Source organism: Actinosynnema sp. ALI-1.44, from assembly GCF_001984155.1.
Classification (GTDB): Bacteria; Actinomycetota; Actinomycetes; order Mycobacteriales; family Pseudonocardiaceae; genus Kibdelosporangium.
This window is the reverse complement of the sequence record NZ_MTQO01000048.1, coordinates 259078-272297: the sequence shown is the minus strand read 5'-3', so window position 1 is coordinate 272297 and position 13220 is coordinate 259078. Positions and strand designations below refer to the sequence as shown.

12 protein-coding genes are annotated in these 13220 nt (G+C 69.0%); 6 read left to right on the top strand and 6 right to left on the bottom strand.

Features of this window, described 5'->3' with window-relative positions:
- Positions 1-85 precede the first annotated feature (85 nt).
- Entirely contained in the window at positions 86-1633 is a 1548-nt protein-coding gene (locus ALI144C_RS28800) for a substrate-binding domain-containing protein (RefSeq protein WP_076990305.1), read from the top strand.
- Here the strand turns inward: ALI144C_RS28800 and thiD are convergent.
- Positions 1630-2451, bottom strand: coding sequence for a bifunctional hydroxymethylpyrimidine kinase/phosphomethylpyrimidine kinase (gene thiD / locus ALI144C_RS28795; RefSeq protein ID WP_076990304.1), 822 nt, complete (start codon positions 2449-2451; stop codon positions 1630-1632). The genes ALI144C_RS28800 and thiD overlap by 4 nt on opposite strands.
- 3 nt (positions 2452-2454) lie before the next feature.
- Entirely contained in the window at positions 2455-4098 is a 1644-nt protein-coding gene (gene thiC, locus ALI144C_RS28790; protein WP_076990303.1) for a phosphomethylpyrimidine synthase ThiC, read from the bottom strand.
- Positions 4099-4287: 189 nt separating this feature from the next.
- Here thiC and ALI144C_RS28785 point away from each other — a divergent pair, with 189 nt between their 5' ends.
- Both ALI144C_RS28785 and ALI144C_RS28780 read left to right on the top strand, forming a co-directional pair.
- Entirely contained in the window at positions 4288-4902 is a 615-nt protein-coding gene (locus tag ALI144C_RS28785) for a hypothetical protein (RefSeq protein WP_076990302.1), read from the top strand.
- Positions 4899-5786: a TIGR03619 family F420-dependent LLM class oxidoreductase gene (locus tag ALI144C_RS28780; protein WP_076990301.1), complete on the top strand. Its 888-nt coding sequence runs from the start codon at positions 4899-4901 to the stop codon at positions 5784-5786. The genes ALI144C_RS28785 and ALI144C_RS28780 overlap by 4 nt, the downstream gene beginning before the upstream one ends.
- Here the strand turns inward: ALI144C_RS28780 and ALI144C_RS28775 are convergent.
- Together ALI144C_RS28775 and ALI144C_RS28770 are read right to left on the bottom strand one after the other, a co-directional pair.
- Positions 5783-6523, bottom strand: coding sequence for a J domain-containing protein (locus ALI144C_RS28775; RefSeq protein ID WP_083753465.1), 741 nt, complete (start codon positions 6521-6523; stop codon positions 5783-5785). The genes ALI144C_RS28780 and ALI144C_RS28775 overlap by 4 nt on opposite strands.
- An 82-nt stretch (positions 6524-6605) precedes the next feature.
- A complete protein-coding gene (locus tag ALI144C_RS28770; RefSeq protein WP_076990522.1) occupies positions 6606-7178 on the bottom strand; it encodes a peptide deformylase in 573 nt (190 codons plus the stop codon).
- 158 nt (positions 7179-7336) lie between these two features.
- Between ALI144C_RS28770 and ALI144C_RS28765 the strand changes: the two genes are divergently transcribed.
- The 3 genes from ALI144C_RS28765 to ALI144C_RS28755 all read left to right on the top strand — a co-directional run bounded on the left by ALI144C_RS28765 (position 7337) and on the right by ALI144C_RS28755 (position 9256).
- Positions 7337-7633 (top strand): DUF3263 domain-containing protein, encoded by a 297-nt coding sequence (locus ALI144C_RS28765; protein WP_076990299.1) that lies wholly within the window; start codon positions 7337-7339, stop codon positions 7631-7633.
- Entirely contained in the window at positions 7630-8262 is a 633-nt protein-coding gene (locus tag ALI144C_RS28760; RefSeq protein ID WP_076990298.1) for a LytR C-terminal domain-containing protein, read from the top strand. Before ALI144C_RS28765 ends, ALI144C_RS28760 begins: the two co-directional genes overlap by 4 nt.
- Positions 8263-8356: 94 nt before the next feature.
- The gene (locus ALI144C_RS28755) at positions 8357-9256 is read left to right on the top strand and encodes a S1C family serine protease (protein WP_202819080.1); all 900 of its coding nucleotides are present in this window, start codon (positions 8357-8359) and stop codon (positions 9254-9256) included.
- A 66-nt stretch (positions 9257-9322) separates the two neighbouring features.
- Here the strand turns inward: ALI144C_RS28755 and ALI144C_RS28750 are convergent, their stop codons facing one another.
- Together ALI144C_RS28750 and ALI144C_RS28745 are read right to left on the bottom strand one after the other, a co-directional pair.
- Positions 9323-11578: an AAA family ATPase gene (locus ALI144C_RS28750; RefSeq protein ID WP_076990296.1), complete on the bottom strand. Its 2256-nt coding sequence runs from the start codon at positions 11576-11578 to the stop codon at positions 9323-9325.
- Positions 11575-13215, bottom strand: coding sequence for an MFS transporter (locus tag ALI144C_RS28745; RefSeq protein WP_237774358.1), 1641 nt, complete (start codon positions 13213-13215; stop codon positions 11575-11577). Before ALI144C_RS28745 ends, ALI144C_RS28750 begins: the two co-directional genes overlap by 4 nt.
- Positions 13216-13220: the final 5 nt, after the last annotated feature.

The window sequence follows — 13220 nt, the reverse complement described above, 5'->3', positions numbered from 1 at the left end:
GCTGAAGAGCGGCATGTGGGGCCTGATTCATCCGACCGGGCGAATTATGTTGGTCGCTCCGGGGACAACGCTGGGGAGGCGTTCGATGGATCTCGACTTATGGGCTCTGGTCCTGACCATCCTGGGCATCTGCGTACCGGTCCTGGCCTTCCTGTGGGAGTTCGTCCTCGTGGGGCGCAAGCGGCTCGGCTACCGCGTGCAGATGGACACCACCGGGATGGCCGAGATGAGCTCCGAGTTGGCAGGCGTGCTCGCCAAGATGCGGCGGGACGACGGAATCCCGCTGGTGAACCCGTCCTTCGTGCTCGTCCGGATCGAGAACGACGGCGCGACCACCATCAGTTCCACCGACTACCGCGGCATCCCCGAGGTCAGGCCGGGCCTGCGGATCAAGTTCCCCGGCCGGACGGTCGCCGGGCTGGTGGTGACCGAGCTCAGCGATCCCGACCTGAGGAAGAACTTCGAGGAGAAGGACAGCGGCCTCAACAGCACGGACTTCGTCGACGGCGGCGAGAGGACCGGGGTCGTCGACCTGCCGCGGGTGCCGCTGAACCGCAACGACCACTACAAAGTCCTTGTCGTGCTGGAACGGGCGGCGGACGACGGGAACGGCGGTGCCACCAAGCCGAAGGACCCCGTCGTGGAAGCGGGGATCCTTGGCGGCAGGGTGAAGGAGACGACGGCACGCACCGGCCTGCCCCGCAGGGCGTTCGCGATGCTGGCGTTCCTGACCGCGGTGATCGTCGGCCTCGGCCTGTTCACCGTGCTCAACGAGGACTCGCCGCTGGACTGCGCCGAGGGGACGCTCAAGCTGACCGGGTCGACCGCGATCGAGGCGGTCATGCGGGAAGCCGGATCGATGTACGAGAAGACGTGCTCCGGCGCGAGCTTCGGCTACGACTTCCAAGGCAGCTCGGCCGGGTTGACCACGCTGCAGCGAGCAGGCGACGAGGCGAAGCAGTCGCCGGGTGTGCTCGCTTTCTCCGACGGTGCCAAAGCCGACCTCCAGCCGCAGCTGTTGCCGAGACCGGTCGCGTTCATGCTGTTCACGCTCGTGGTGAACAAGGAGGCGGGAGTGGGCGACCTGACCATCGACCAGGTCCGGCGGCTCTACGACGGGCAGGTCGCCAACTGGAAGGACATCGGTGGCAACGACGTGCCGGTCACGTTGATCAGCCGCAAGCCGGGATCCGGCACCAGAACCACGTTCCAGCACCAGATCCTGCAAGGCAAGCGCGAGGCCGCGACCAACTCCGACAACTGCCGGACACGCGACAGCGGCGGCGTACCAGGCGTCATCCGGTGCGAACGAGACCGCACCGACGACCTGCTCAACGGCGTCGCCGACACCCGAGGGGCGTTGGGCTACGCCGAACTCGGCGCGGCGGCGAAGCGAACCGACCTGGTCGTGGTCCGGATGGACGGCCAGAAGGCGACGCTGGACGCGGCGGTGCACGGTGCGTACACGTTCTGGGAAACCGAGTTCGCGTACACCTACCAGGAACCCAAAGCGGACTCGCTGGCCGCCAGTTTCCTGCGGTACCTGACCAACCAGGTCGGCAAGGACATCATCCGCTCACACGGCAACCGCCCGTGCGACGAGTTGGCGAACCCCATGCTGTGCCGCCCTTAGACCTCCTCAGTGGACAGTCGCCAGAACGGGGAGACCGGGCCGTGGCCCTTGCCCAGTTGGTACGAGTCACGGACCGAGCGCACGATGAACCGCTTGCCGAACGCGACGGCCTCCGGCACCGGCAGGCCACGGGCCAGCGCCGACGAGATGGCCGAGGCCAGGGTGTCGCCGCTGCCGTGGGTGTTGCCCGTGTCGAAGCGGGGGCCGGGCAGTTCGTGGAAGTCCGAGCCGTCGTAGAGCAGGTCGACGCAGTCGTCCACGTTGCGCATGTGGCCCGCTTTGACCAGCACCCACTCGGGGCCGTACTCGTACAGCGCCTTGGCCGCGTCGCGCTGGGTCGCCATGTCGGTCACGTCGATCCCGGTGAGCAGCCGGACCTCGTCGAGGTTCGGCGTGATCACGGTGGCGCGGGGGAACAGCTCTGAGCGCAGCGCGTCCAGCGCGTCGTCGCGCAGGAGCTGGTCACCGCCCATCGACGCGGAGACCGGGTCCACCACGAACGGGATGCTGCCGCCACGGCCCATGCCCACCCGGTCGGCGGCACCGGCGATGGCGATGATGATGTCCGCGTTGGCGAGCATGCCCGTCTTGGCCGCATCGATGCCGATGTCGACGGCGACCACCTCGATCTGGGCGGCGACCGCGTCCGGCGGGATCTCGACGAACCCGCTGACACCGACGGTGTTCTGGATGGTCACGGCGGTGACCGCGGTCATCCCGTGCACACCGCAGGCGAACAGCGTCCGCAGGTCGGCTTGGATGCCCGCACCACCGCCGGAATCGCTTCCGGCGATGGTGAGGACAGTCGGTGGAGTCATGAGTCAGTCAACCACGGGCAGGTAGACCTTGTTGCCCTGCTCAGCGAACTCTTGGGACATCTCGCTCATCCCGGCCTCGATGGCATCCACTGTGGACAGGTTGTGCTCCTCGGCGTACCTGCGCACGTCCTGCGTGATCTTCATCGAGCAGAACTTCGGCCCGCACATCGAGCAGAAGTGCGCGGTCTTGGCCGGTTCCGCGGGCAGCGTCTCGTCGTGGAACGACCGGGCGGTGTCCGGGTCGAGCGAGAGGTTGAACTGGTCGACCCAGCGGAACTCGAAGCGCGCCTTGGACAACGCGTCGTCCCACTCCTGCGCGCCGGGGTGGCCCTTGGCCAGGTCGGCCGAGTGCGCGGCGATCTTGTACGTGATCACGCCGGTCTTCACGTCGTCCCGGTTGGGCAGCCCGAGGTGCTCCTTCGGCGTGACGTAGCAGAGCATCGCGGTGCCGGCCCAGCCGATCTGCGCGGCGCCGATCGCCGAGGTGATGTGGTCGTACGCGGGCGCGATGTCCGTGGCGAGCGGGCCGAGCGTGTAGAACGGCGCCTCGCCGCACCACTCCTCCTCCAGCCGGACGTTCTCCATGATCTTGTGCATCGGCACGTGGCCGGGGCCCTCGATCATCACCTGGACGTCCTTGTCCCGCGCGATGTGCGTCAACTCGCCGAGGGTGCGCAGTTCGGCGAACTGGGCCTCGTCGTTGGCGTCCGCGATGGAACCGGGCCGCAGGCCGTCGCCCAGTGAGAAAGTCACGTCATAGGCGCGCAGGATGTCGCACAGCTCTTCGAAGTTGGTGTAGAGGAAGCTTTCCTTGTGGTGCGCGAGGCACCAGGCCGCCATGATCGAACCGCCGCGCGACACGATGCCCGTGACCCGTTTCGCGGTCATCGGGACGTACCTCAGCAGGACGCCCGCGTGGACGGTCATGTAGTCCACGCCCTGCTCGCACTGCTCGATGATGGTGTCCTTGTAGACGCTCCAGCTCAGCTTCGCCGGGTCGCCGTTGACCTTCTCCAGCGCCTGGTAGATCGGCACGGTGCCGACCGCCACCGGCGAGTTGCGCATGATCCACTCGCGGGTCTCGTGGATCCGCTTGCCGGTGGACAGGTCCATGATGGTGTCCGCGCCCCACCGGGTGGCCCAGACCATCTTGTCCACCTCGTCCTCGATCGAGGAGGACACCGCGGAATTGCCGATATTGGCATTGATCTTGACAAGGAACTTCTTGCCGATGATCGCGGGCTCGGATTCGGGGTGGTTGCGGTTGACCGGGATGACCGCCCGGCCGATGGCAACCTCCGAACGGACGAATTCCGGGTCCATGTTCTCGCGGGCCGCGACGAACCGCATCTCGTTGGTGACGATCCCGGCCTTGGCGTAGGCCAATTGGGTCACCGCGCCGTTGACCGGCTCGAGCGCCCAGCTCTCCCGGATCCTGGGCAGTCCATTGTGGACGTCAATGGTCGCGCTGGTGTCGGTGTACGGACCGGAGGTGTCGTAGAGGTCGACGTGCTCCCCGTTGGTCAGCTCCACCCTGCGGAAAGGCACTGTGATGCCGTCGCCGATGTCCCGGTATTCCTTGTGCGAGCCGGAGATCGGCCCGGTCGTGATGGTCGGCTGGACAGTGCGGTCTTCAAGCGCCGTCATGGAACGCCTACCTTCCCTACGCCGGCATTACCCGGTCAGGTTCATGCGGTCGGCGGCACCGGGTCCTCAGTGGACACCAGCCGCCCTCTCAGCCCGCTTCGGCGCGAGCTCCCGCGACGTTTGGTCAATCTTCTCGACCATAACCAGCATGACCGCGCGTTGCCAAGCCAATCGGCGTACCGTTTCGCTGTGACCTCCGCTCCGGGCCTGCGGCAGCTGGCCAGACCCGACGTGGTCGCGCCGTGCGCGGACTGCGGTGAATTCGCCGGCCGCGGCTACCCGCGGTGCCCGGCGTGCGAGGACTTCGTCGACCGCTACTGGGCCGCGGACTGGCTGAACGCGCTGGCGGGGACCCCCTCGGACCTGATCTCGGCGGTGCTGTCGGACGACGGCGACACCTACCCGTGGACCTGCCTGGACTGGGCGCTGCGGCTGTCGAACTGCGCGGGCTGCGGGCGTGAGGCCACCACCGGCGAGGTCGACTGCGCGTACTGCGCCATCGCGGAGGAGAAGCGCTGGCTCGCGGGCGGTGACATGACCCCGAACGAGCAGTTGTTGCGGCAGGCCAGGGTGGTCCTGCGGGCGCCGCACCGGCACCGGGCCTCGCAGGTCGGGTACTGGCGCCTGGTGCTGCCGTTCCTGCTGACCGGCCACTGCTTCACCGCCCGGCAGGCCCAGCGGCTGAGGTCGTTCCTGATCGCGGGCCGCTACGCCGAGCTCGCGCATAGTACGTCATACGACGAACTAGCGTCGTTGCCGGATCTGCCGTGGCGGCAGAACACGGTTACTACCGTGGGGCCATGAAGATCGGATTCGGCGCCCCGGTCTCGGGCGCATGGGCGACTCCCGACAACTTGACCCGGTTCGCCGAGTCGGCGGAGCAACTGGGGTACTCGTCGCTGTGGACGTTTCACCGGCTGCTGACCCCGGCGGACCGCGAGGCGCTCGACCCGGTCTACCGGAGTGTCCTCGACCCGCTGGTGGCGCTGTCTTTCATGGCGGCGCGGACGTCCACGATCAGGCTGGGCGTGTCCCTGATCAACTTCCCGTTCGTGTCGCCGACCTACCTGGCCAAGCAGGCGGCGACCCTGGACGTGGTGTCCCGTGGCCGCCTGGACCTCGGCCTCGGCGCGGGCTGGCAGCAGGAGGAGTTCGTCGCCACCGGCGCGTCGATGGAACGCCGCGGCCCTCGGACGACGGAGTACGTGCGGGTCCTGCGCACGCTCTGGGCCGATGAGGTGAGCAGCTTCGACGGCGAGTTCTACACCGTGCCGCCGACCAGGATGGCCCCGAAGCCGATCGGGCCGCAGGTGCTGCTCGGCGGGGTCGCGCCCGCCGCGCTGAGGCGGGCCGGGCGGATCGCGGACGGCTGGATGTCCCGCAGCGCCACGGATCTCGAAGCCATCGCCGACGAGATCGCCGTCGTCCGCGAGGGCGCTGCCGAAGCGGGCAAGGACCCGGCGGCCGTCCGCGTGGTCGTGCGGGGCGTGGTGCGCCCCGGTGAGCGTGCGGGACGCCTGTCCGGCTCGTTCTCGCAGATCCGCGCGGACGCCGAGTGGCTGGGCGAGCAGGGTGTGACGGAGTTGTTCTACGACCTCAACTGGGACGAGCGGATCGGCAACCCGGACGTGTCGACCGAGAGCGCGACGGAGACCGCGCAGGAGATCCTGGAAGCGCTCAAGCCCTAGGTGACGATCAGATAGCCCTTGTCCAGCAACCGCGACACGGTCGGGTGATCGGCGACGTAGTCGACCAGGATGGTCGCGCGTCGCCGGTAGCCCGACGGGATCCGCCGCCGGTAGTCGACGACCATCGGCGGGACGCCCAGCAGCAGAGCCGCGCACGAAGTCCAGAAGGTCACCTGCGCGCCGACCGGAAGACCTGGCAGGCCGAGCAGCAGGCAGCCGGCCACGATGGCCGCCGCGACGACGAGCGCGACGGAGAACACCACGAAGTCGGAGGTCGCGATCGGCAAGTTCGGGATGGGCGTCGTGCAGGTGCCGCAGAGCGGGATGCCGACGATGTGCGTCTGGGAGCCGTGCTTCTCCATCCGGATGTGCATCAGCGGTTGGCCGTCGCGCCTGCCGCACTCCCAGCACGGGCCGGGCTTCCAGTCCCGAATCGGCCGCAGCGACCCCGGATAGCGCTTGCGGTACTGGCCGGACTTCCGCGGCTCGGACTCGCCCGTCGGCCACGACTGCCTCGGCCTGGGCACCCGGGACGGGCGGGCGTTGTCGTAGCTCGCGCGCTTGTCGGGGTCGCTCAGCGTCTCGAAGGCCAGCTGCACGAGACGGAACTGCTCCTCGTCGCCGTCCTCAAGGTCGGGGTGCACCTGTTTCGCGAGTCTTCGGTGCGCCGACCTGATCTCGTTGGCCGACGCGGTGCGCGACACTCCTAGTACCGCGTAGAGGTTGGGTTGCCGCACTCTTCCCCCTGGCCGGACGCTTCTGCGTACGACGATATGCCTCCCCGGAGCAGACCGGCAACGTCCGTCAGCCGGGGGCTCGTCAGTCCTGGAACGGATCCGGTTGGGTCGCCGGATCCCAGGACAGTCCCGGAACGCCCCAGCCGTTGGACTTCAGCATCTTCTTCGACTGCTTCGCGTAGCGACCCACGAGCCGGTCCAGGTACAGCAGGCCGTCGAGGTGGTCGGTCTCGTGCTGCAGGCAGCGGGCGAAGAAGCCCGTGCCCTCCACCGTGATCTCGTTGCCTTCGGCGTCCTGGCCGGTGACGCGGGCCCATGTCGCGCGGCCGGTCGGGTACGTCTCGCCCGGCACGGACAGGCAGCCCTCGTAGTCGTGGTCGGGGTCCGGCATGGTCTCCGGGCGTTCCGTGGTCTCCAGCACCGGGTTGACCACGAGGCCGCGGTGGCGGACTTTGTCGTCGTCCGGGCAGTCGTAGACGAACAGCCGTAGCGGGATGCCGATCTGGTTGGCCGCGAGGCCGACTCCGTTGGCAGCCGCCATCGTCTCGAACATGTCTTCGACGAGCTGCTGCAGTTCGGCGTCGAATGTGGCAACTTTGTCGGTGGGGTTGTGCAGAACCGGGTCGCCGACAACGCGGATCGGGTGTACAGCCATGGTCGACATGTTATCCAGCGGCAACACATCGACCCGGACGCGCCGGGTGACATGGCCGACAGTCCCGGGCGGGGGCGTGATGTAATGACACAGCGGAAATCACACACGTGTGATTCTCAGACGGGTAAGGGATTCCCGAGCGCGAGCCGAGGAGCCGGATGGACGCCGCAGAGGCACTGGTCCCCGAAGGTGGGCCGCACGACGGTCTGACCGAGCGGGAACGGGTGATCCTCGCCTTCGAGCGCCAGTGGTGGAAGTACGCCGGCGCGAAGGACCAGGCGATCAGGGAGATCTTCGGCATCTCGCCGACCCGTTACTACCAGTTGGTCAATGACCTCATCGAAAAGCACGAAGCCCTGGTGGCCGATCCGATGCTGGTGAAACGCCTTCGCAGGCTGCGCACCGGTCGCGTCAGGGTTCGTGGGGCACGAAGGCTGGGTGTCGACAAAACATGACCACCCCTGAGCAGTCAGGACCGACCCGGCCGGCGCGCCTGGCTGGGCTTGGTCTGCTCGCGCTCGCACTCGTAGCAGTGGTGATCGGCGTCATCCAACTGGTCGGGGGTGATGATTCGGATCCGGGCGCCCAGCCCCCGCCGACCTCCGAGTCGCAACAGCCGCCGCCTGCGTCAAGCGGTGAGCCGAGCGTGCCGAGCAGTGCGCCGTCAACGCCGCCGTCAACGCTGCCGTCAACGCCGCCGTCCAGTGCGAGCACGCCCGCCCCGCCGACGAGCGCCACGCCGCCGCCTCCGGCGTCCCAGCCGCCTGCCCCGCCGCCGCAGCAGCAGCCGAACCGGACTGAGCCGGTGCGCGTCTACAACAACAGCTTCGTCGAGCACCTGGCCGAGCGGGCCGCCAACGACTTTCGTGCCGGTGGCTGGAACGTGGTCGACACGGGCCCGCACCAGGGCAAGATCGCCGAAACGACGGTCTACTACCGGCCTGGCACGGCCGAGGAGGCGCAGGCCAAGGAGTTGGCGCAGCAGTTCGGCCTGCGGCCGGAACCGCGGTTCGACGGCATCAAGAACGCCTCGCCGGGCATCATCGTGATCGTCACCAAGGAATACAACCCGAAGTCCAAGTAAGGATCCCCTGCTCAGCGGGTCCGTGGAACACGCACGCCCAGGTAACGTTGTAAAAGGGTGCAACGGTGTAATCGCGGCATGGGCGGTGGTGGCTGTGGACGAGTACTCCAGGACAGTGGTCTCCGTCGCCAAATCGGTGACCCCGCACGTCGCGAGCGTGCGGTTGGACAACGGCAGCGGCTCGGCAGTGGTGTTCGAGAACGGCCGGTTGCTCACGAACGCGCACGTCGTCGGAACCGCGAGACGCGGCACGGCGACGTTCGCGGACGGCAGCGACGCCTCGTTCGAGGTCGTCGGCTCAGACCCGCTCTCGGACCTGGCTGTGCTGAGCGCACGCGGTGACATCCCGCCGCCCGCGACGCTCGGCAACGCCGACCAGCTCGAAGTCGGCCAGTTGGTCGTCGCGGTCGGCAACCCGCTCGGTCTCAACGGGTCGGTCACGGCGGGCGTCGTGAGCGCACTCGGCCGGGCTTTACCGGTGCGGCAAGGCAAAGCGGCCAGGGTGATCGAGGACGTCATCCAGACCGACGCCGCGCTCAACCCCGGCAACTCCGGCGGGGCGCTCGCGGACTGGCAGGGCCACGTGGTCGGGATCAACACGGCGGTCGCCGGGTTCGGGCTGGGCCTCGCGGTGCCGGTGAACACGACGACCATGCGGATCGTGCGGACGCTGGTCGCCGACGGCCGGGTCCGCCGGGCCTTCCTCGGCCTGGTCAGCATGCCCGCGCCGATCCCGGACGACGTCGCCGCGCGCACCGGCCAGAAAGCGGGCCTGCGGGTGGTCGAGGTCGTGGCGGGCAGCCCGGCGCACCGGGCCGGTCTGCACGCGGGCGACCTCGTGCTCACGGTCGGGCGCGAACAGGTCAGCGACGCGCAGGGCATCCAGAAGCAGCTCTTCGCCGAGGCGATCGGTGCCGAGCTGCCGGTGACGGTGTTGCGCGGCGGCGCGATGGTCGACGTCTTCGCGACGCCGACCGAACTCTCCGTCCGCTAAAAGCTTGGCAACCAATGTGGCCTTCGGTGCTCAAAACGCAACGAAGGCCACATTGGTTGCACGGGGTTAACGGGACTGGGCGTACGCCTCGAGCGAGGCCAGTTGGGCGGGGTCGAGGGACGGGCGAACCGTTTCCCTGGCTGTGTCCAGGTGCGCGCCCGTGACCACGGTGGCATCGAGCGATTCGCGCATGGCGGTCAGCGCGGCTTCCCGTATCAAGGCGGCGCAGTCCGCGGCCGAGTAGCGGTCGAGGTTGTCCGCCAAGGCGTCCAGGTCGACGTCGTCGGCCAACGGGGTGTTGCGGGCGGACGAGCGCAGGATCGCCGCGCGTGCCTCGCCGTCGGGCGGCGGCACGTAGATGATCCGCTCCAGCCGGCCTGGCCGCAGCAACGCCGGGTCGATCAGCTCGGGCCGGTTGGTCGCGCCGACCACGATCACGTCCCGCAACGGCTCGACGCCGTCCAACTCGGTGAGCAACGCGGCGACGACGCGGTCACCGACGCCGGAGTCGCTGGACTGGCCGCGGCGCGGGGCCAACGCGTCGACCTCGTCGAGGAAGACCATGGTGGGTGAGGCTTCGGCGGCCCGGCGGAACAGCTCACGCACGGCACGCTCGGACTCGCCGACCCACTTGTCCATCAGCTCGGCGCCCTTGACCGACATCACGTTCAACCGGCCGCTACCGGCCAGCGCGCGGATCAGGAACGTCTTGCCGCAGCCGGGCGGGCCGTAGAGCAGGACACCGCGTGGCGGCTGAACACCAAGGCGGGCGAAGGAATCCGGATACTGCAACGGCCACAGCACCGCCTCGGTGAGCGACTGCTTGACCTCGGCCATGTCGCCGACGGCGTCCAGGGTCAACCCGCCGGTCTGCAGGTTGTCCGAAGAGGACATCGAAGTCGGCCGGACGGTCTCCAACGCCCCGACCAGATCCTCCGCCCAGATCTTCGGCTCGGGGGAGTCCTTCTGGCGCAGCGCGGCGCGGACCGACGCCTCCCGGCGCAACGCGACCAGGTCGGCGACCACGAACCCCGGTGTGCGGTCCGCGACGACGCTGAAGTCCACATCGGACTCGGTCGGCACGTCGCGCATCAGCACGCGCAGCAGCTCGGTGCGGGTTTTGCCCGTCGGCAACGGAAGGGCGAGCTCGCGGTCGAGGAGTTCGACGGTGCGCAGCCGCGGGTCGATCGCCTCGGGGTGCGCTGTCGTCGCGACGATCGCCAGGCGTGGCGTGTTCACGGCGTTGCGCAACGAGTCCAGCACGATCGTGGCGACCGGCGGGGGATTGGTCGCGGGCAGCAACGCGTCCACATCGGTCACCAGCAGGACCGCCGGGGTGTTCCGCCCGGCTTCGGCGATGGCCGCGCGGACCTGGCCCGCGGCGGCGTTGGCTTCCAGTACGGCGATCGACGGCGCCGCGATCTCGATGATCCTGGCGTCGACCGCGTTCGCGACCGCGCGGACCAGGGTCGCCTTGCCGACGCCCTCCGGGCCGCTGACCAACGCGCCGAGCCGGGGCTCCGCCCCGAGCTTCCGCAGCAGTTCGGGCCGTTGGAAGGCCAGCTCCAGCCATTCGGTGAGTTTGCGGGCCGCGTCGACGGCCCCGACCAGGTCGGCGACCGGCAGCGGCGCCTCAGCCGGTGACGTGTCGAGTTCCTCGGCGACGATCACCGCGTCCTCGATGACCTGGCTCTGCCCCGTTGTCTGGGCCGTGGCCTGGGTGGTGCCCGCGGTGGTCTGCGCGGGTCCGGCGCCGCCGCGCGCGCCGTCCCGCCAGTTGACCACTGTGGACGGTGCCACCGCCACGCAGCCGTCCGGGTCGGACGCGGTGATCGTGATCAGCTCGTTCGTCCAGGTCATCCCGATGGCCTGGGACAGCCGCTGCCGCGCTGCGGTCACGTCCGCCCCGGGTGGCGGCGCGAGGTCCTGCGGCAGCAACGAGACGGCGTCGCCGACCGTGAACACCTTGCCCATCAGCGCCAGCCGCAGCGTCTGCGGCGTGACGGCGGTCGTGGCGAGCCGTGACCCCGCGACCGTGATGGATCTGGCGGCGGACACGGTCACGGGCGAGACCACGACCTCGGAGCCCTCGACGATTCCCAGGTTCGTCAGCGTGATGTCGTCGAGCAGGGCGACGCCGGGCAGGTTGTCGCTCTCGGCGGCCAGCGCGACGCTCGGTCGTGCGCCGATCAACCTGACCGCGTCCCACTGCCGCAGGCCGAGGGCGTCAAGGACCTCCGGGTGCAGCCGCACGACACCCCGCCGGGTGTCGATGGCCGACGGGGACAGCCGAGCGGTCAGCGTGATCTGCGGAGAACTCACGCACGCGAGCCTACGGGCTCGGGCACTGCCGTGAGGGCGGGGTTCACGATCAGGATGTGCGCCTTGGCGTGCCGCCAGAGTTCCTGGCTGGCGCTGTTGTCCATCAACGCGGGCAGCCCGCCGTGCCGGGGCGCGCCGACCACGATGGCTTTGGCGCCGAGCTTGTCGGCGTAGTCGGCGATCAGCCGCCCGACCTCACCGTGGTCCGTCGCGCCGGTCAGCACCGTGCCGACCGTGCCCTTCGCCCTGGCGACCTGCTCGCGGATCAACGCATCGGCCGTCCGCGGGTCCTCGCTGACAGTCACAGCCTGTTCCTGGACGTGCACCACGTGGACAGTCCGGTTGTGCAGCGTTGCCAGCTTCACGGCGGCGTCGACCACCGCGTCGGCTGTGGGGGAGTCGTCGATCGCGGCCACGATGGCGTTGCCCGGTGCGACCGGTGCCGCTTCGCCGCTGTCCTCGGCCTGCACGCGCTCGGCGTCGGCAAGTTCCTTGCGGGCCAACGTAAGGATGCCGATGCCGAGGACCAGTGCGCCCGACGCGATGTAGAACGGCACGTGCACGTTGGTGGCCTCGACCAGCTTGCCCGCCGCGAACGGCGCCAGGCCGCCGCCGATGAACCGCACGAAACCGTAGGCGGCGGACGCGATCGGCCGCTCGACCGGCGCGACCGTCATCACGGCCTGGGTGGTCACGGTGTTGTTGACGCCGATGAACACCCCGGCCACGATCACCAGTGTCACGAGCGTCGTCGTCGAGTCGGTCCAGATCCCGATGCCGAGCACGACCAGTGCGAACAGGGCGAGGTTGAGGTAGAGCGTGCGGGCGATGCCGAACCGCCGCTGCAGCCGGGGAGCGCCGAAGACCGAGAAGACCGCGACCAGCGCACCCCAGCCGAAGAACACGAACCCGAGTTCGATCGCACCGAGGTGCATCGGGAACGGCGCGTACCCCAGCACGGTGAAGAACGCCCAGTTGTAGCAGAGCGCGGTCAGCGACAGGATCAGCAAACCCCTGTGCCGCAACGCCTTCAACGGTGCGGTGATGGATGTCTTCTGTGCGGGTTTCGGGAGTGGCTCGACCAGGACGACCGTGGCGATCAGGGCGATCGCCATCAGTGCGGCGACGCCGAAGAACGGTCCCCGCCAGCTGACCTCGCCGAGCAGACCGCCCAGCAGCGGCCCGACCGCGATGCCGAGGCCGAGCGCGGTCTCGTACAGGATGATCGCGCCGACGAACCCGCTGGTCGCCGACGCCACGATGACCGCGAGCGAGGTCGCGATGAACAGGGCGTTGCCCACGCCCCAGCCCGCGCGGAAGCCGACGATCCCGCCGATGCTGTCCGACGCGCCGGCCAGCGCGCTGAACACCACGATGATCGCCAGGCCGGCGATCAGCGTCTTCTTCGCGCCGATCCGGCTGGACACCCAGCCGGTGATCAGCATCGCGACGGCCGTGATCACCAGGTAGCTGGTGAACAGCAGGGTCACCTGGCTCGGTGTGGCGTTCAGGTCCGCGGAGATCGCGGGCAGGATCGGGTCGACCAACCCGATGCCCATGAACGACACGACGCACGCGAAGGCGACCGCGAACACGGCCTTCGGCTGCTTGAACGGACTGCTGGTACTGGAATTCACGCCGG

Excerpts from the sequence above, each read along its gene's own strand:
- ALI144C_RS28800 (WP_076990305.1), top strand. The coding sequence starts at position 86 with ATGGATCTCGACTTATGGGCTCTGGTCCTGACCATCCTGGGCATCTGC.
- thiD (WP_076990304.1), bottom strand. The coding sequence starts at position 2,451 with ATGACTCCACCGACTGTCCTCACCATCGCCGGAAGCGATTCCGGCGGT.
- thiC (WP_076990303.1), bottom strand. The coding sequence starts at position 4,098 with ATGACGGCGCTTGAAGACCGCACTGTCCAGCCGACCATCACGACCGGG.
- ALI144C_RS28780 (WP_076990301.1), top strand. The coding sequence starts at position 4,899 with ATGAAGATCGGATTCGGCGCCCCGGTCTCGGGCGCATGGGCGACTCCC.
- ALI144C_RS28770 (WP_076990522.1), bottom strand. The coding sequence starts at position 7,178 with ATGGCTGTACACCCGATCCGCGTTGTCGGCGACCCGGTTCTGCACAAC.
- ALI144C_RS28765 (WP_076990299.1), top strand. The coding sequence starts at position 7,337 with ATGGACGCCGCAGAGGCACTGGTCCCCGAAGGTGGGCCGCACGACGGT.
- ALI144C_RS28760 (WP_076990298.1), top strand. The coding sequence starts at position 7,630 with ATGACCACCCCTGAGCAGTCAGGACCGACCCGGCCGGCGCGCCTGGCT.